The organism is Streptomyces sp. NBC_00249 (assembly GCF_026342355.1).
Classification (GTDB): Bacteria; Actinomycetota; Actinomycetes; order Streptomycetales; family Streptomycetaceae; genus Streptomyces.
In genome coordinates this window covers 651,334-670,679 of the sequence record NZ_JAPEMV010000001.1, presented here as the reverse complement: position 1 = coordinate 670,679, position 19,346 = coordinate 651,334, and the positions used below count along the sequence as shown (strand labels likewise).

Sequence of the window (19,346 nt, the reverse complement as noted above, 5' to 3'; positions counted from 1 at the left end):
GCACACCCGCCACATCCACTGCCCCGATGAAGCCGGGGGGAGCCGCCGCGTCGACATCCACTGCCGCGCCGTAAGCGCGGCGTCGACGGCCACCCCGCGCCGTGTCGCTCCGCCGTCCCGCATCAGGCTTCGTCTGGCAGCTACTTGCCGGGGCGACCTCCTGACAACGCGCCCTCATGGTGCTCGCGCGAGCGGACGACAAGACTTCCTGCCACGGGGACCGGAAGCGGCCGTGCCATCCGGCAGGCCAGGGATTCCGCCGTACGCCCGGCCCCGGCAATCGACGAACGGGCCGCTTCACCATCGTGGGAGAAAACGGAATGGGAAACTCTCTGCTGCCGCTGCTGGCCGCACAGTCCGGCATCTGGTACGCGCAGAAGCTGGCGCCGGGCGAGCCCCTCTTCCGGCCGGGTGAATACCTGGAGATCCACGGGCCCGTCGACACCCAGGCCTTCCGAGCCGCCCTGCAACAGACCGTCGACGAAAGCGACACGCTGCGCCTGAAGTTCATCGAATCCACCGACGGCCCGATGCAGTACGTCGCCCCCCACGTGGACGCCGACGTTCACATCGCCGACCTCAGCGCACTGCCCGACCCGCGCACCGCCGCCGAACGCTGGATGGCCGAAGACCTGGGCCGGGTACCCGACCTCCTCACCGAACGCCCCTTCTCCTTCGCCCTGTTCAGGCTCTCCGCGGACCGCCACCTCTGGTACCACGGCTACCACCACATCGTCATGGACGGGTTCGGAGCCGCACTGTTCGCCCGCCGGGTCGCCGAGCTCTACACCGCCGCGACCCACGGCGAAACGGCACCGGCCGGCCGGTTCGGCACGATGGGAGAACTCCTCCTGGAGGAGAAGGAGTACGACTCCTCCGCCGCCTTCAAGCAGGACGAGGAATTCTGGCAGGCGGAACGCGACGCCGACCCGGCCCGCGAACACAGCACTTGGCCCCCACTGGCCGGCCCGTCGGACTTCGAACGCTTCACCGCCACCGTCCCCACCGACGTCACCCACGCCCTGCGCACCCTGGCCGCAGACCTCGGCGTCAGCCTGTCCCGGCTGCTCATCGCACTGACCGGCCGCCACCTCCAGGCCACCTCCGGCACCCGGTGCGCGGCCATGGAACTCCCCGTCACCGCCCGGACCACGCCACTCGCCCGCAGCACCCCGGCGATGATGATGAACGGCGTCCCCCTCACCCTCACCCTGCCCCCCGGCACGACCCTCCCCGAACTGCTCCGGCACACCGCGGACCGGGTGCGAACACTGCTCCCGCACCAGCGGTTCCGGGGCGAATACCTGCGCCGCGCGGGCGGCTTCCGGCCGGTCGTCAACGTCATGACCTTCGACTACTCGCTCACCTTCGGCGGCCACCCGGTCACCGCCCACAACATCTCCAAGCGACGCATCGACGGCCTGTCGATCTCCACCTACACCCGCACCACCGACGGCCCGCTCCTCGTCGACTTCGACGTCAACCGTGGCCTGCTGGAGACCGACGAGCCCGCCGCACAGCCCGCACGCTTCGTGCGGGTGCTGGAGCAGGCCGCCGAACTCGCCGGCACACCCGCACACACCTCCTTCCTGGTGGACGGCCTTGACGTGCTGGCTCCGGTGGAGCGTGCGGCGGTGCTGGAGGGGTGGAACGACACGGCTCTGGCGGACGCCGCCGGGTCGGTGGTCGAGCGGTTCGAGGCACGGGCGGCAGCGGATCCCGACGCGGTCGCGGTGTCCTGCGCCGGCCGTGAACTGACCTACGGCCAGCTCGACGCACGCGCCGGACGCCTCGCCGCACAGCTGTCCGCGCTCGGCGCGCGCCCCGAGCGGCTGGTGGCGGTGGCGCTGCCGCGCTCACCGGAACTCCTGGTGGCCCTGCTCGCGGTCCTCAAGTCCGGTGCCGGGTACGTGCCGGTGGACCCCGGCTACCCGGCCGAACGCATCGCGGCCGTCCTCACCGACGCCACCCCGCAGGCCGTACTGACCAGCCGCGAAGTCCTGGACACCGGCATCCTCCCCCACACCGGCCAGAACCCCCTGCTCCTCGAGGACCTCGAAGCCCTCGAAACCCCCGACGCGGCTCCGGTGACGGGCACGGCCCCCCTCGCGGACAACCCCGCCTACGTCATCTACACCTCGGGCTCCACCGGCCGCCCCAAGGGCGTCACCGTCACCCACGGCAACCTCGCCAACCTCCTGACCGCCATCCAGCAACGCATCCCCCTCACCCCCACCGACAACTGGCTGGCCCTGGCCACCGTGGCGTTCGACATGTCCCCGCTGGAGCTGTTCGGGCCCCTCACTCAGGGCGCCCGGGTGGTCATCGCCGCCTCCGAGGAGGCCAAGGACCCCGCCGCGCTGGCACGCCTGATCACCTCCCACCAGGTCACCGTCATGCAGGCCACCCCCACCACCTGGCAGATGCTCGCCGCCGAAGCCCCCCACGTACTCCACGGCCTGCGCAAACTCACCGGCGGCGAAGCCCTGCCCCCCGCCCTCGCCGACCAACTGCGCACGGCCGAGGGAACTGCCTACAACCTCTACGGCCCGACCGAGGCCACCATCTGGGCCACGGCCACCCGCCTCGCGCCTGACGAAGCCGACATCTCGATCGGCACGCCCCTCGCAAACACGCGTGTGTATGTGCTGGATGAGGGGTTGGGTGTGGTGCCGGTGGGTGTGGTGGGTGAGTTGTATGTGGCGGGTGCTGGTGTGGCTCGTGGGTATGTGGGTCAGCCGGGTTTGACGGCGGGCCGGTTCGTGGCGGATGTGTTCGGTCCTGCGGGTGCGCGGATGTACCGCACGGGTGATGTGGTGCGGTGGCGTTCGGATGGGGGGCTTGAGTATCTGGGCCGCTCGGACGACCAGGTGAAGGTGCGTGGTTTCCGGATCGAGCTGGGCGAGGTGGAGTCGGTACTGGTGGGGCATGGGTCGGTGGCTCATGCGGCGGTGGTGGTGCGTGAGGACCAGCCGGGAGACCGGAGGCTGGTGGCGTATGTGGTGCCGGTGGCCGGCGCGCCGGATGTGGTGGGTGAGTTGCGTGTGCTGGCAGGGCGGTTGCTGCCGGAGTACATGGTGCCGTCGGCGTTCGTGGTGTTGGAGCGGCTGCCGTTGACGGCGAACGGGAAGCTGGACCGTCGTGGGCTGCCGGTTCCTGAGTACGGGGTCGAGGGTGTGGGGCGTGGTCCGCGTGATGTGCGGGAGGAGGTGTTGTGTTCGCTGTTCGCGGATGTGCTGGGTGTGGAGCGGGTCGGGATCGATGACGACTTCTTCGCGTTGGGCGGGCATTCGCTGCTGGCGACGCGGCTGGCGTCGCGGGTGCGGTCGGTGCTGGGCTGGGAGATGTCGTTGCGGGCGTTGTTCGACCGTCCGACGGTGGCCGGCCTGGCGGAGGGCATGGACGCGGGGGCCAGTGAGCGTCCGGCTCTGACCGCGGGTGCTGGTGGGCGTGGCCGGGTGGGGGTGTCGTTCGCGCAGCGCCGGCTGTGGTTCCTGGGGCGTCTGGGCACACTGGGTGCCGCTTACAACATTCCGCTGGTCGTCCGTCTGAACGGCACCCTCGACGAAACAGCGCTACGGGCAGCTGTCGCTGACGTGGCCGCCCGGCACGAGGTGCTCCGCACGGTGATCGTCGAGGACGGGGACGAGGCTTTCCAGGGCATCCGGCCCGCCGATGTCGTGGTGCCGTTCGAAACGGTGGTCTGCACGGAAGCAGATCTGGCGGGCCGGCTGGCTGAAGCGTCCGGTCATGTGTTTGATCTTCAGGCGGAGATACCGCTGCGGGTCACTCTTTTCCGGGTCGGCGGGGGTGAGTGGGTGCTGCTGGTCCTGACCCATCACATTGCGTCGGACGGCTGGTCGACCACCCCGTTCCTGAAGGACCTCGGCCAGGCCTACACGGCACGCCTGGACGCCGGCACGCCGCCGGTATGGCAGCAACTGCCGGTCCAGTACGCCGATTACACGCTGTGGCAGCGTGATCTGCTCGGTGATCCTGCCGACCCGGGATCGTTGTTCGCCCGGCAGCTGGAGTACTGGAAGCAGAACCTGGCCGGCGCACCCGAGGAGCTGGTACTGCCCTTCGACCGGGCGCGTCCGGCGGAGCCCTCGCACGAGGGCGCGATGGCCCTGTTCGACATCGACGCGGACACCCACCACCAACTTGCAGCGCTGGCACGGTCGACGAACACCAGCATGTTCATGGTCTTCCAGGCCGCCATCGCCGCCACGCTGACCCGTCTCGGCGCGGGCACCGACATCCCCATCGGCATCCCCATCGCGGGACGCACCGACGACGCCCTCGACGACCTCGTCGGATTCTTCGTCAACACCCTCGTCCTGCGCACCGACACCACCGGCGATCCGACGTTCCGCGACCTCCTCAACCGCGTCCGCGACACCGACCTCGCCGCCTACGCCCACCAGGACCTGCCGTTCGAGTCCCTCGTCGAGGCGGTCAATCCGCAGCGGAGTCTGGCCCGTCACCCGCTGTTCCAGGTGACGCTGGCCTACCACAACACCACCCAGGCCGCCCTCACCCTCCCGGGCCTGACCGCCCACGTCCTCCCGCCCACCAGCAACACCGCCAAAACCGACCTCACGTTCAACATCCTCGAGCGGGATTTCAAGGCAGGGGACGAAGCCCTTCGCGGTGCCCTCCAGTACGCGACGGATCTGTTCGACCGCGCCACGGCCGAGCGGATCACCGCCTACCTCACCCGTCTCCTCACCGCCGCCGCCGACCACCCCGACACACCCCTCCACACGATCGACATCCTCTCGGAGCAGGAACGCCGCCAGGTACTGGGGGAGCGGAGCGGCCCGGGCTTCGAGCCCAGCACCGCCGTCCTGCCGGCTCTCTTCGAAGAGCAGGTGGTGTGTCGTGGGGATGCGGTGGCGGTGACCTTTGAGGGCGTGTCCCTGACGTATGCGGAGGTGAATGCGCGGGCGAATCGTCTTGCGCACTATCTGATCGGTCGGGGGGCTGGTCCGGAGGTGACGGTGGCGTTGATGCTGCCGCGTTCGCCGGAGATGGTGGTGGCGGTCCTGGGTGTGCTGAAGTCGGGGGCTGCGTATCTGCCGGTGGATCCGGAGTATCCGGCGGAGCGGATCGCGTACATGGTGGAGGACGCGCGGCCGTTGCTGACGCTGGACGCGTTGCCGGACCTCGACGGTCTGCCGGACACCGACCCGGGAGTGCCGGTCCATCCCGACCACCCGGCCTACGTCATCTACACCTCGGGCTCGACCGGCCGTCCCAAGGGCGTTGTCGTGACCCACCGGAACGCCTGCCGGCTGTTCGCGGTCACGCAGGAACACTTCTCCTTCGGTCCGAACGACGTATGGACGCTCTTCCACTCCTACGCCTTCGACTTCTCCGTATGGGAGATCTGGGGCGCACTTCTCCACGGCGGCCGACTGGTCGTCGTCCCGCAGCTCGTCAGCCGGTCTCCCGCGCACTTCCTCGAACTGCTCGCCAGGGAAAGGGTGACGGTCCTCAACCAGACGCCGTCCGCATTCCGGCAGCTCACCCAGGCGGCCCGGGAGAACCGGGAGCTCGCGGACGAACTGGTGCTGCGCCGCGTGGTCTTCGGCGGTGAGAAGCTCGAACTGCCCGGTCTGGCCGACTGGTACGACATCCGGTCCGACGAGGCACCGCTCCTCGTCAACATGTACGGAATCACCGAGACGACGGTGCACGTCAGCTACCTGCCCCTGGCCGAGGAGATGACCGGCGCCAGGGCCGGGAGCCCGATCGGCCGGGCACTCGGCGATCTGCGGACGTACGTACTCGACGACCTGCTGTGCCCGGTCCCGGTCGGCGTGCCCGGTGAGCTGTACGTCGCGGGGGCCGGTCTGGCCCGTGGCTACCGTGATCGCGCGTCGCTCACCGCCACGCGGTTCGTCGCCGATCCGTTCGCCCTGGACGCCGGCCGCATGTACCGGACCGGCGACGTGGTGCGCTGGACCACCGACGGCGGCCTGGAGTTCGTCGGCCGTGCCGACGACCAGGTCAAGGTGCGCGGGTTCCGGATCGAGCTCGGCGAGATCGAGGCCGCACTCGATGGTGATCCCGAGGTCGTGCACTGCGCCGTGATCGTGCGGGAGGACCGTCCCGGTGACCAGCGGATCGCCGCGTACGTCGTGGCTGCCGAAGGCCGTGAAGCCGATGCGGTCGGCCTGCGCCGGCGTCTGCAGAAGACGCTGCCCGACTACATGGTGCCTTCGGCCTTCGTGCTCATGGACCGGCTGCCGCTGACGGCGAACGGGAAGCTCGACCGCAAGGCACTCCCGGTGCCGGACCACGCGCCCACCGACGGTGATGGCCGGGGCCCGCGGACCGAGCAGGAGGAGATCCTCTGCGCCCTGTTCGCGGAGGTGCTGGGGCTGGAGAAGGTCGGTATCGACGACGACTTCTTCGACCTCGGTGGTCACTCGATCCTCGCGACGCGACTGGTCAGCCGGGTCCGCAACCGGCTCGAAGTGGAACTGCCCATCCGTGCGATGTTCGACACGCCCACCGTGGCCGGCATCGCCTCGCACATCACCCGGACCCAGGCCCAGACCCCCAAGCGGCGGCCCGCCCTGACAGCGCGGCGCAGGCCCACCGCAGCCCAGTAACCGCTCTTGGCGCGGTCGTCCCCCTCTTACGTGATTCCTGTGGAGTTCTGATGATTCCTCTGTCGTTTGCTCAGCGTCGGCTGTGGTTCCTGGGCCGGTTCGGCGATGCCGGTTCGGCGTACAACATGCCGCTGGTGGTCCGGCTGAAGGGCGCGCTGGACGAGGCGGCCCTCCAGGCCGCCGTGGGTGATGTGGTCGGCCGGCACGAGGTGCTGCGGACCGTGATCGCCGAGTCCGACGGCGAGGCGTTCCAGGACATCCGTCCCGCGGGTGTGGCGGTGCCGTTCGAGTCGGTGGTCTGCGAGGAGGGCGAGCTCGCGGGCCGGCTCAGCGAGGCGTCCCGCCATGTGTTCGACCTCCAGACCGAGATCCCGTTGCGGGTGACGGTGTTCCGGGTGGGGGAGGGTGAGTGGGTGCTGCTGGTGCTGATGCACCACATCGCCTCCGACGGCTGGTCGACGGCGCCGTTCCTGAGGGACCTCGGGCAGGCCTATACGGCACGCCTGGAGGCGGGTGCGGCGCCGGTGTGGGAGGAACTCCCCGTCCAGTACGCCGACTACACGCTCTGGCAGCGGGACCTGCTCGGCGAATCCGGCGATCCTGGTTCCCTCTTCGCGCAGCAGCTGGACTACTGGAAGCAGAACCTGGCCGGGGTTCCGGAGGAGCTGGCGCTGCCGACTGACCGGCCTCGTCCGGCGGAGCCCTCGCACAGGGGCGAACTCACGGTGTTCGAGGTGGACGCGGACATCCATCGGCAGCTCGCAGAGCTCGCACGGTCGACGAACACGAGCATGTTCATGGTCTTCCAGGCCGCGATCGCCGCCACGCTGACCCGCCTCGGCGCCGGCACCGACATCCCCATCGGCATCCCCATCGCGGGACGCACCGACGACGCTCTGGAGGACCTCGTCGGGTTCTTCGTCAACACCCTCGTCCTGCGTACGGACACCGCCGGCGATCCGAGCTTCCGCGACCTCCTCAACCGCGTCCGGGACACCGACCTCGCCGCCTACGCCCACCAGGACCTCCCCTTCGAGTCACTGGTCGAGGCGGTCAATCCGCAGCGGACCCTGGCCCGTCACCCCCTCTTCCAGGTCATGCTCGCGTACCACAACACCTCGCGCGCCACCCTGGAACTGCCCGGTCTCAGCCTCGAACCCGTACCGGGCACCGAGGCCGCCGCCCTCTTCGACCTGGCCTTCAACATCGCCGAGAGCCACGACGACGCCACCACCCCCGCAGGCATCAGCGGCGGCCTCCAGTACGCGACGGACCTGTTCGACCGCGCGACGGCCGAGCGCGTCACCACGTACCTCACCCGTCTCCTCACCGCCGCGGCCGGCCACCCCGACGCACCCCTCCACACCCTGGAGATCCTCTCGGCCGACGAGCGCAGCACGCTCGCCGAGATCGGTACGGGACCCGCGACGCCCGATGCCGTACCCCGTCTTCTCCTCCCCGCCCTGTTCCAGGAGCAGGTGGTGTGTCGTGGGGATGCGGTGGCGGTGACCTTTGAGGGTGTGTCCCTGACGTATGCGGAGGTGAATGCGCGGGCGAATCGTCTTGCGCACTATCTGATCGGTCGGGGGGCTGGTCCGGAGGTGACGGTGGCGTTGATGCTGCCGCGTTCGCCGGAGATGGTGGTGGCGGTCCTGGGTGTGCTGAAGTCGGGGGCTGCGTACCTGCCGGTGGATCCGGAGTATCCGGCGGAGCGGATCGCGTACATGGTGGAGGACGCGCGGCCGTTGCTGACGCTGGAGGCGTTGCCGGACCTCGACGGTCTGCCGGATACGGATCCGGGTGTGGCGGTCCATCCCGACCACCCGGCCTACGTCATCTACACCTCGGGCTCGACCGGCCGCCCCAAGGGCGTCACCGTCACCCACCGGGGCATTCCGAACCTCGTCACGAGCAAGATCGAGGGCTTCGCGGTCAGCCCGGGGGACCGCATGCTGCAGTTCGCGTCTCTGGGGTTCGACGCTGCCTTCATGGAGATCAGCGTCTCGTTGCTGGCGGGCGCGACGCTGGTGCTCGCACCCACGGAGAAGCTGCACGACGCGGAGGCGCTCACCGAGCTCATCGGACGAGAGGGCGTCACGCATGCCCTGATCCCCCCGGCCCTGCTGTCGGCCCTGACTCCGGAGCGGATGCCGGACTTCACCCTGATCGTGGCGGGCGACGCCTGTTCCGGCGAAGCGGTGGCCACCTGGTCGCGTGGGCGACGCATGATCAACGCCTACGGGCCGAGCGAATACACCGTGTGCGTGTCCATGAGCGCCCCGCTCAGCGGCTCGGCGAAGCCGTCGATCGGCATTCCGGTGGGGAATACGGGTGTGTATGTGCTGGACGGGTCGTTGTCGGTGGTGCCGGTGGGTGTGGCGGGTGAGTTGTATGTGGCGGGTGCGGGTCTGGCACGCGGCTATCTGCGGCGTGCGGGACTGACCGCGGAACGCTTCGTGGCGGATCCGTTCGGGCCGGCGGGGACTCGTATGTACCGGACCGGGGACCTGGTGCGGTGGCGGGCGGACGGGACGCTGGACTTCCTGGGCCGGGCCGATGACCAGGTCAAGGTCCGCGGGTTCCGGATCGAGCTCGGCGAGATCGAATCCGCCCTCGCCCGGACCGGGGGTGTCGCCGCGTGTGTGGTGGTCGTGCGTGAGGACCGGCCCGGTGACAAGCGCCTGACCGCCTACGCCGTCCCCGCCCCGGGAGCAGTGGTGGATGCGGGCCGGCTGCGGAAGGCTCTGCAGGAGTCCCTGCCCGACTACATGGTGCCGTCCGCGTTCGTCACTCTCGAGGCGCTGCCGCTGACCGCGAACGGCAAACTCGACCGCAACCGCCTCCCCGCCCCCACCACCCCGGATGCGGCCGCCACTGGAGCGGATGGTCCGCGCAACGCGCGCGAGGAGGTTCTGGCGGGTCTGTTTGCGCAGGTGCTGGGGGTGGAGCGGGTCGGGGTCCATGACCGGTTCTTCGAGCTGGGAGGTGACTCGATCACCTCGATCCAGCTGGTCTCCCGGGCCCGCCGCCACGGCCTGGTCCTGCGCCCCAAGGACGTCTTCCTCCACCAGAGCGTCGCCGAACTCGCCACCGCAGCCACCGACGAAACCACCCAGGACAACACGGATAGCGAAGACGTGTGGGAGGGATGGGGCGAGATGCCCCTCACCCCCGTCATGCACTGGCTCCTCGGTCTGGACGGCCCGGTCGACCAGTTCAACCAGTCGGTCCTGCTCACCACCCCGCCCGGTGCCACCTACCAGCACATCGACCAGGCACTGACCACGGTCCTCGACCATCACCACAGCCTCCGCGCCCACCTGATCCACGACCCGGAGCAGGACACCTACCGCCTGAACATCCCCGAACCCGCTCCCGGGGTCCTCGCCAGTGAACGCGGGATCCTCACCCGTGTGCTCCTGCCCGCCGAGGGCGAAGCCCGGATCCATGCCCTGGACAAGCAGGTGACGGCTGCGCTCTCACGTCTGGACCCGGCCGGCGGGCGGATGGTGCAGGCCGTGTTCCTCGACCCCGGCACCCCCGCCGCGAGCGGACGTCTGCTGATCACCGCGCACCACCTCACCGTCGACGGCGTGTCCTGGCGGATCCTGCTCCCCGACCTCGCCACCGCCTACACCGCCCACCACCACGGCCAAACCCCCCAGCTTGATACGGCCGGCACCCCGCTGCGCCAGTGGGCCCACCAGCTCACCGAACTCGCCGCCACTCAAGCCGTCCAGGACCAGACCCCCTACTGGAGCCAGGTCCTCACCCCCGCCGACCCCACACCCGCCCTACGCCCCCTTCACCCCGCCCGCGACACCACCGCCACCCAGCAGCACCACACCCACACCCTCGACACCCACCACACCCAAGCCCTCCTCACCACCGTCCCCGCCGCCTACAACGCCGGCATCAACGACATCCTCCTCACCGCCTTCCACCTCGCCCACACCGAATGGCGCCGCCGCCACGGCCACCCCACCCCCCACGGCACCCTCATCGACCTCGAAACCCACGGCCGCCACGAAACCCACACCGGCGCCGACCTCACCCGCACCACCGGATGGTTCACCACCTTCCACCCCCTCCGCCTGCCCAACACCCCCACCACCTGGCACAACCTCAACACCCCCCACAACAACCTCACCCACACCATCCAAACCGTCAAAGAACACCTGCGCACCATCCCCGACGACGGCATCACCTACGGCCTCCTCCGACACCTCACCCCCCACCACCCCCTCACCAACCACCCCACCCCCCACATCAGCTTCAACTACCTCGGCCGCACCACCACCAACAACAGCCACACCAACACCAACAGCCAGGCACACAACCCCACATCAGCCACCCCCACCACCGGCTACTTCACCACCGCACCCGAAACCCCCCACCTCAACCCCCACAACCCCAACGACCACATGCCCACCCCCCACACCATCGCCATCAACGCCGCCACCCACGACCACCCCGACGGCCCCCGCCTCACCACCCACATCACCTGGCCCAACACCCTCATCAACCCCACCCACATCCACGAACTCACCACCCTCTACACCCAAGCCCTCACCACCATCACCACCCACACCACCACCCACCACACCCCCACCCACACCCCAAGCGACCTCCCCCTCGTCACCCTCACGCAGAGCGAGATCGATCGCTACGACGAGGCCGTCGGCGGGCTCGAAGACGTCTATCCCCTGTCGCCGTTGCAGGAGGGGCTGCTGTTCCACGCCCTCTACGACACCGACAACGACACCCCCGACGTCTACGCCGTCCAGCTCGAACTCACCCTCGAAGGCGAACTCGACACCACCGCACTACACAACGCCGCCCAAACCCTCATCAACCGCCACCCCAACCTCCGCGCCGCCTTCCGCACCCGCGGCACCGACAACCCCATCCAAATCATCCCCCGCCACACCACCATCCCCTTCACCGAACACAACCTCACCCACCTCACCCCCACCCAAGCCCACACCCAACTCACCCACATCATCAACACCGACCGCACCACCCGCTTCGACCCCACCACACCCCCCCTCATCCGCATCACCCTCACCCACCTCACCCCCACCACCCACCACCTCCTCATCTCAAACCACCACATCCTCCTCGACGGATGGTCCATGCCCCTCGCCATCCGCGAACTCTTCACCCTCTACCAAACAAACGGAAACGACACCCACCTCCCCACCCCCACCCCCTACCGCACCTACCTCACCTGGCTCAACAACCAAAACCCCCACACCGCCACCACCACCTGGAAAACCACCTCCACAACCTCACCCAACCCACCCTCCTCACCCCCCACACCACCCACCACACCCCCACCCCACCCCACTCCCACCACACCACCCTCCCCACCACCACCACCCACACCCTCCGCACCCAACTCCGCACCCACGGACTCACCCTCAACACCGCACTACAAACCGCCTGGACCCTCCTCCTCACCCACTACACCGGCAACCACGACATCGTCTTCGGCACCACCGTCTCCGGCCGACCCCCCGAAATCCCCGGCATCGAAGACATGATCGGCCTCTTCATCAACACCATCCCCACCCGCGCCACCACACACCCAACCGACACCCTCCTCACCCTCATGCACCGCCTCCAACACCAACAAGCCACCCTCCTCGACCACCACCACACCAGCCTCACCACCATCCACAACCTCACCCCCCACCCCCAACTCTTCGACACCACCCTCGTCTTCGAGAACTATCCGGTGCAGCCGGACACCCTCGAGCAGGTGCGGAGCGGCGGGCTCACCGTCACCGGGAGCGACGGAAACGACGGTGTGCACTACCCGTTGAACCTCGTTGCCGCGCACAACCCCACCGACGACACCCTCCACCTGCGCCTCATCTACAACCCCCACGCCTACGACGAAGCCACCGCACACCGCATCACCGACCACCTCACCCACCTCCTCACCACCATCGCCACCCACCCCGAACAACCCCTCACCCACACCACCCCCCTCACCCCCCAAGAACACCTGACCCTCACCACGACCTGGAACACCCGCCAGGACCGCGAACCGGGTCCGGACGTCACCATCCACCGGCGCTTCGCCGAGATCGCCGAACGGCGTGCGGACGAGCCGGCCTACCTCTCCGTACGTGGCGACCTCACCTTCGGGGAGATCGACCGGCGCGCGAACCGCCTCGCGCACCTGCTCCTCAAGCTCAAGGGCGACACCACGACAGGGCACACCACCACCGGGCCGGCCGCCGAGCGTCCCGTCGCGATCCTCATGGACCGCTCCGCCGAACTGCTCGTGTCGATGCTCGCCGTGCTCAAGACGGGCGCGCCGTACCTGCTGCTCGACGCCCGGTCGCCCGTCGGACGTCTGTCCGCCGTCCTCGCGGAGAGCGGCGCCGAGCTGCTCCTCACCGCCCCGCTGGCGCAGGACATCGGCTGGAATCCGGAACTGGCCCCGGCAGTCCGGCAGTTGGAGTTCGCCGGGCTCGACCTCGACGCCGAGCCGGACACCGCGCCCGATGTGGTGGTCCGTCCCGACCAGCTGGCCTACGTGATGTACACGTCGGGTTCCACGGGCGTCCCCAAGGGTGCGGCCCAGACGCACCGCAACGTGCTGCGCCTGGTCGAGGCGGACCCGTACGAGCCGGAGCCGGGTGGCGGCGACCGCATGCTGTTCCACTCGCCGCACGCCTGGGACGCCTCCACGTGGGAGCTGTGGAACGCGCTGCTGAGCGGACACCAGGTGGTCGAGGCCCCGCCCGGTCGGCTCGGTGTCCAGGACATCGCCCGCCTGCTCACCGACCACGGCATCACCCGCATGTGGCTGACCGCCGGCCTGTTCCGGCTCATGGCGGACGAGCACCCGCGCGCCTTCGCCCGTATGCGGGAGGTCTGCACGGGCGGCGACGTGGTACCCGCCACGGCCGTCCGCAAGGTCCTCGACGCCTGCCCGGACCTGGTCGTCGTCGACGGCTACGGACCGACCGAGGCCACCGTCTTCACCACCCACCACCGGATGCGCGCCACGGACACCGTCCCCGACAACGTGCCCATCGGCGGCCCGCTCCCCAACATGCGCACCTACGTACTGGACAGCGCCCTGCGCCCCGTCACGATCGGGGTGACCGGCGAGCTGTACATCGCGGGCGAGCAGGTCGGCCGCGGCTACGCGAACCGGCCCGACCTGACCGCGGAGCGGTTCGTGGCCTGCCCCTTCGGGCCGGCCGGGTCCCGCATGTACCGGACCGGGGACCTGGTGCGGTGGCGGGCGGACGGCGTGCTGGAGTTCGTGGCCCGGGCGGACGCCCAGGTCAAGCTGCGCGGCTTCCGCATCGAACCGGCTGAGATCGAGGCGGCGCTCGCCGCCCATCCCGCGGTCGGCCACCACGCGGTCGTGGTCCGGGAGGACCGCCCGGGGGACAAGCGGCTCGTCGCCTACGTGACCCGGGCCGACAACGGCAACGGCAACGCCAACGGCAACGGCAACGCCAACGGCACCGGCAACGCCAACGGCAGCGGGGACACGGAGCTCGGCGAAGCGCTGCGCTCCCATCTCCAGCAGAGCCTGCCCGACTACATGGTGCCGTCGGCGTACGTGGTGCTGGACGCGCTGCCGCTCACCACCAACGGCAAGCTCGACCGCGACGCACTGCCCGCCCCCGCCCGGCAGGAGGCGGGGCGCACCGCCCCGCGGACCGTGCAGGAGGAGACGCTCTGCCGGGTGTTCGCGGACGTGTTGGGCGTGGAGCAGGTCGGCGTCCACGACAACTTCTTCGAGCTCGGCGGGCACTCGCTGCTGGCGGCACGGCTGGCCGGACACGTGCGCACCGCCTTCGGCATCGACCTGCCGCTGCGCGACCTGTACGCGGCCCCGACCCCCGCCGCGCTCGCCGCCGTACTGGGAGAGGGAGCCGTCGCCCGGGACTTCGCCTTCCGCACCGTGCTCCCGCTGCGGGAGACCGGCAGCCGCACCCCGCTGTTCTGCGTGCACGCCGCCGGCGGACTGGCCTGGCGCTACGCCGAGTTCCTCCAGCACATCCCGAAGGACCACCCGGTCTACGGGATCCAGGCCTCCGGGTTCCGCGCGGACGAACTGCCCGAGTCCGTCGAGGAGATGGCGGCCGCGTACGTGCGGGCGGTCCGCGAGATCCAGCCGAAGGGCCCGTACCGGCTGCTCGGCTGGTCCTTCGGTGGACTCGTGGTGCAGGAGATGGCGGTGCAGCTCGCGGAGCACGGTGAGGAGACCGAACTGCTGGTGGTCCTCGACTCGTTCCCCGCGGACGACGAGGAGATCGCCGAGCTGCCGGACCGGCAGGACGTCGTCCGCGGCCTGTTCGAGGTGATCGGCCTCGACGCGGACGGCGAGCACGAGGCCGCCGGAGACGGCGTGCGGGACACCCTGCGCGAGGCCGACAGTGCCTTCGGGCGGCTGCTCGGCGACCGCCTGGAGGCGCTCGTGGAGATCACCCGCAACAACGTCGGCCTCAGGCAGCGGTTCCGCCCCCGCCGCCACGAAGGCCCCGTGACCCTGGTGGTGGCCGAGCACCCCGACACCCCCGCCGAGGCACTGGTACGGCTCTGGGAGCCGTACCTCGCGGGCCCGGTCGACGTCCTGCACGTCGCCTGCTCCCACGCGCAGATGATGGACGCCGGTCCCGTCTCCGACATCGCCGGCCCCCTCGCCAAGACCCTCGAAGCCCTCGAAACCCTCGACGAGACGCCGGTGGCGTCGGAAGGCACGGAACGATGAAGGACCTCTACGACATCGGTGAGCTCCCGCCCCTGGGCGAGGTGCCCACCCACATGCACGCGGCGCTGATCAGGCCCGAACGCTACGGGCAGCCCGCGCAGGCGATCGAGACGGAGGTCGTCCCCGTGCCCGAGGTGGCACGGGGCAAGGTCCTCGTCCTGGTGATGGCCGCCGGCGTGAACTACAACAACGTGTGGGCGGCGCTCGGCAGCCCCGTGGACGTGGTCGCGGCCCGCCGCAAGGCCGGCCACGCGGAGGACTTCCACATCGGGGGCTCCGACGGCTCCGGCATCGTCTGGGCCGTGGGCGAGGGAGTCGAGCAGGTCAAGGTGGGTGACCAGGTGGTCATCGCGCCCGTCGTCTGGGACGAGAGCGCCGCGGACATCCGGCTCGGCGCCGACCCGATGACCTCGACCAGCGCCCTGGCGATGGGCTACGAGTCCAACTACGGATCGTTCGCCCAGTTCACACTGGTGGACGAGTACCAGTGCCACCCCAAGCCCGCCCGGCTGACCTGGGAGGAAGCCGGCTGCTTCATGCTGACCGCGGCGACGGTCTACCGGCAGCTGCGGGGCTGGGCGCCGCACACGGTGGAACCGGGCGACCCGGTTCTGATCTGGGGCGGGGCCGGGGGCCTCGGTTCCATGGCCATCCAGATCGTGCGGCAGTTCGGCGGCATACCGGTCGCGGTGGTGTCCGACGACGAGAAGGCCGAGCACTGTCTGCGCCTCGGAGCCCGGGGCGTGATCAACCGGAAGGAGTTCGGCCACTGGGGCCGGGTTCCCGACGAGGAGGACACCGTCGCGTACGCGCAGTGGCGCAGCGGCATGCGCGCCTTCGGCCGGGCCTTCTGGGACGTGCTGGGGGAGCGCCGGTCGCCCCGCATCGTCCTGGAACACCCCGGCGAGGACACCATTCCCACCTCCATCTACCTCTGCGACAACGCCGGCATGGTCGTCACCTGTGGCGGCACCAGCGGCTACCGGGGCGATGTGGACCTGCGCTTCCTGTGGATGCGCCAGAAGCGGTTCCAGGGTTCCCACGGCGCGAACACCGCCCAGTTCCGCGCCGTGGCCGAACTCGCGGCCCAGGGCTCGCTGGACCCCTGCATGTCGCTGGCCGTGCCCTTCTCCGGGATCGCCGACGTCCATCAGCTCATGTACGAGAACCGGCACCCCTCCGGGAACATCGGCGTGCTCGTCGGCACTCCGGAGCCAGGCCGCCGCGACGTGCCCCGGCCCGCCCGGTCCCGTACGTCCGGCTGATCCCCCCAGTGCCCCCGCAGCCCCGCACCTCGCGGAACGACCCAGGAAGCGACCCGACAGTGCCCACGAACCCCACTCCCACCGCCCCCACCGCCCCCGCCCCCACCGGGGCCCCGCCGCGCGGCAAGCTGGCCATGTTCGGCGGATCCCGCGCCGTACCGCGCACCGCGCGCATCGCGAAGTGGCCGGTGGTCACCGAGGAGGACCAGGAGGCGGTGAGCCGCGTCCTCGCCTCCGGCCGGTTCACGCTCGCCGCCCACGGCGAGGAGGAGATACCCGCCCTGGAACAGGAATGGGCCGCCGAGGCCGGCACCCGGCACTGCGTGGCGGTCTCCAACGGCACGGCCGCCCTGAGCCTGGCCCTGGCAGCCGTCGGCATCGAGCCGGGGGACGAGGTGATCGTCCCGGCGTTCAGCTTCGTGGCCACCGCCGCGGCGCCCATGCACCTGCTGGCGGTGCCCGTGTTCGTCGACGTCGACCCGGACACCTTCAACATGACCGCGGCCGCGGTGGAGGCGGCGATCACCCCGCGCACCCGTGCCGTCGTCGTCGTCCACCTGCACGGCCTGCCCGCCGACATGGACGAGATCAACGCCGTCGCCCGCAAGTACGGCCTCGCGGTCGTGGAGGACGCGGCCCAGGCCCACGGCGCGCTCTACCGGGACCGGCCGGCGGGCGGGCTCGGCACGGTCGGCACCTTCAGCCTCAACGTGAGCAAGAACCTCGCCACCTGCGGTGAGGGGGGCCTGGTCACCACCGACGACGAGGGCCTGGCCAGGCGGGTCGCGGCGCTGCGCCAGTTCGGCGAGCTGTCGGGTACGGGCACCCCCCGTACGTACATCTCCCACATGCTCGGATGGAACAACAAGCCCAACGCGATCCAGGCCGCGTTCACCCGCAGCCAGCTGCGCCGCTTCCCCGCGGACCTCCTGCGGCGTGAGCGGAACGTCCGGCCCTTCCTCGACCGGGTCGCGGCCCTGCCCGGGTTCCTGGCCCCGCACCATCCCGCGGACCGCACCCACGCCTGGCACATCCTGCGCTTCCGCGTGCTCCCCGCCGCCTTCGGCCTGGACGACCGCTACGCCGGGCCGCTGCGGGCAGCGGTGCAGCGGGCGCTGCGCGCCGAGGGGGTGCCGGCCGCCCCCTACCAGTCGCTGCCGCTGCCCGCCCAGCACATGTTCCGGGCCGACGGCGGGTTCGACGCCTGGCCCTGGCGGCTGGCCGGCACCCGACCGCAGTCGGGTGAGCCCGACGCGTTCCCGGCGGTCTTCCGGGTGATCGAGGACTCCTTCGCCCTCCAGAAGGCCCACCTGCATCCCGATGCCGGCCCGCTGCTGGCCCACTACGCGAACGCCTTCGAGAAGGTCTGGGAGAACAGGGACGAGCTCGCACGGCTCGCCACGACCCTGCCGTACACCCCTCCGTGGGAGGAGGCGTCCGCCGCCGGCCGGGCCGAACGGGAGAGCGCCTTCCCCGCCTGAGACGGCGGCGGACCCCGGTCCGCTACCGGACCCAGCCGCGCGAGGTGGCCAGGACCCCGGCCTGGAAACGGCTCTTCGCGCCGAGCTGGGCCGTCAGCTTCGCCGTGATCCGGCGGCTGGTGCGCACCGACACACCGAGCTTGCGGGCGATGGTGTCGTCGGTGTGCCCGTCGGCCAGCAGCTGGAGGATCGCCGCCTCCTGGGCGGTGAGCTCCTCCTCCTGCTCCGCGACCGCGGCGTCGAGCGGCATCGAGGCCTTCCACACCTGCTCGAAGAGGTCGCACAGGGCGCTGACCACGCCGGTGCTGTGCAGCAGCATCGCGCCGGCCCGGGTCGTCTCCGGGTCCAGGGGCACGATGGCCGTCTTGCGGTCGTAGATCACCATGCGGGGCGGCAGGACGGCGGCGGTGCGGACCTCGGCGCCGGACTCCACCAGCCAGCGCGCGTAGTCCATGGTCGGCCGGTCGTTGACGATGCTCTCGAGGTAGATCGTGCGCATGCGCACGTTGCGGTCCAGGACCGCGCTGTCGAGCGGGCGGCTGGCCTCCAGGTTCGCCGCGGACTGGGCGCCGGCCGGAACGAAACCGAGGATCTCGGACGAACACTTGGCGGCGAGGGCCTCGATCTTGAAGCGGATGCTGTCGATGTTGGTGAGCCGCTCGACGTCGGGGTCGTGCCGGCCCTGCTTGGTGTGCTGGAACTCGGCGATCACCTGTTGCAGCGCGGTCCGGTTGGCGGAGATGCGTTCCTGTTCCCGTAGCAGGTCCGCTTCCTGACGGGCCAGCAGCGAGGCGAGTCCGACCTCGGGGTCGACCGCCCGCACTTCGCCCGGGGCGTCCCAGGAAGGGCGTATCAGCAGCAGCCGGCCCAGTTCGTCCAGGCAGTCGCGGATCTCCTGCGTTCCGAGGCCGAGCCGCTCCGCGACCTGCTCGACGTCGGCCTCGGGATGTTTGAGCATCTCCCAGTAGACGGCTTCCGCTTTACCTTCCAACCCGAGCCCCGCGAACATTTTTTCCCCCTTGTGACGTACTTCCGGACATCCGGTAGTTGATCAAGTTCAACCCGCCGGACCCTCCACCGTCAACCGAGAGACACTCGAGGGATGTTCCCGGCCGGGGGAGTGGCAGCTTGCTGTCCGGGCGAGGTCCTGACACTTCGGCCCATGGTCATCGTGGGGGCGCGGCGACAAGACTTCCCTGTGTCGCGGGCTGAAGAGCGGCCGAGGACC

Annotated in this window: 5 protein-coding genes and 1 pseudogene; 5 read left to right on the top strand and 1 reads right to left on the bottom strand. The window is 70.2% G+C overall.

Annotation, left to right across the window (positions count from 1 at the left end; genetic code table 11):
• Positions 1 to 320: 320 nt before the first annotated feature.
• From OOK31_RS03045 to OOK31_RS03025, 5 genes and pseudogenes are all read left to right on the top strand, one after another.
• Positions 321 to 6,623: a non-ribosomal peptide synthetase gene (locus OOK31_RS03045; RefSeq protein WP_267010753.1), complete on the top strand. Its 6,303-nt coding sequence runs from the start codon at positions 321 to 323 to the stop codon at positions 6,621 to 6,623.
• A gap of 50 nt (positions 6,624 to 6,673) precedes the next feature.
• A pseudogene (locus tag OOK31_RS03040) lies at positions 6,674 to 11,860 on the top strand (amino acid adenylation domain-containing protein); the annotation flags it as partial.
• A complete protein-coding gene (locus OOK31_RS03035; RefSeq protein ID WP_267010752.1) occupies positions 11,752 to 15,372 on the top strand; it encodes an amino acid adenylation domain-containing protein in 3,621 nt (1,206 codons plus the stop codon). The pseudogene OOK31_RS03040 and the gene OOK31_RS03035, both read left to right, overlap by 109 nt.
• On the top strand, positions 15,369 to 16,637 hold the full coding sequence (ccrA, locus tag OOK31_RS03030; RefSeq protein WP_267010751.1) for a crotonyl-CoA carboxylase/reductase: 1,269 nt from the start codon (positions 15,369 to 15,371) through the stop codon (positions 16,635 to 16,637). Before OOK31_RS03035 ends, ccrA begins: the two co-directional genes overlap by 4 nt.
• 59 nt (positions 16,638 to 16,696) lie before the next feature.
• On the top strand, positions 16,697 to 18,118 hold the full coding sequence (locus OOK31_RS03025) for a DegT/DnrJ/EryC1/StrS aminotransferase family protein (RefSeq protein WP_267010750.1): 1,422 nt from the start codon (positions 16,697 to 16,699) through the stop codon (positions 18,116 to 18,118).
• Positions 18,119 to 18,140: 22 nt separating this feature from the next.
• Here OOK31_RS03025 and OOK31_RS03020 read toward each other — a convergent pair whose 3' ends face one another.
• On the bottom strand, positions 18,141 to 19,127 hold the full coding sequence (locus OOK31_RS03020; protein ID WP_267010749.1) for a LuxR family transcriptional regulator: 987 nt from the start codon (positions 19,125 to 19,127) through the stop codon (positions 18,141 to 18,143).
• Positions 19,128 to 19,346: the final 219 nt, after the last annotated feature.

Bases quoted from the DNA above. Each gene is read 5' to 3' on its own strand.
- OOK31_RS03045 (WP_267010753.1), top strand. From the start codon at position 321: ATGGGAAACTCTCTGCTGCCGCTGCTGGCCGCACAGTCCGGCATCTGG.
- OOK31_RS03035 (WP_267010752.1), top strand. From the start codon at position 11,752: ATGGTCCATGCCCCTCGCCATCCGCGAACTCTTCACCCTCTACCAAAC.
- ccrA (WP_267010751.1), top strand. From the start codon at position 15,369: ATGAAGGACCTCTACGACATCGGTGAGCTCCCGCCCCTGGGCGAGGTG.
- OOK31_RS03020 (WP_267010749.1), bottom strand. From the start codon at position 19,127: ATGTTCGCGGGGCTCGGGTTGGAAGGTAAAGCGGAAGCCGTCTACTGG.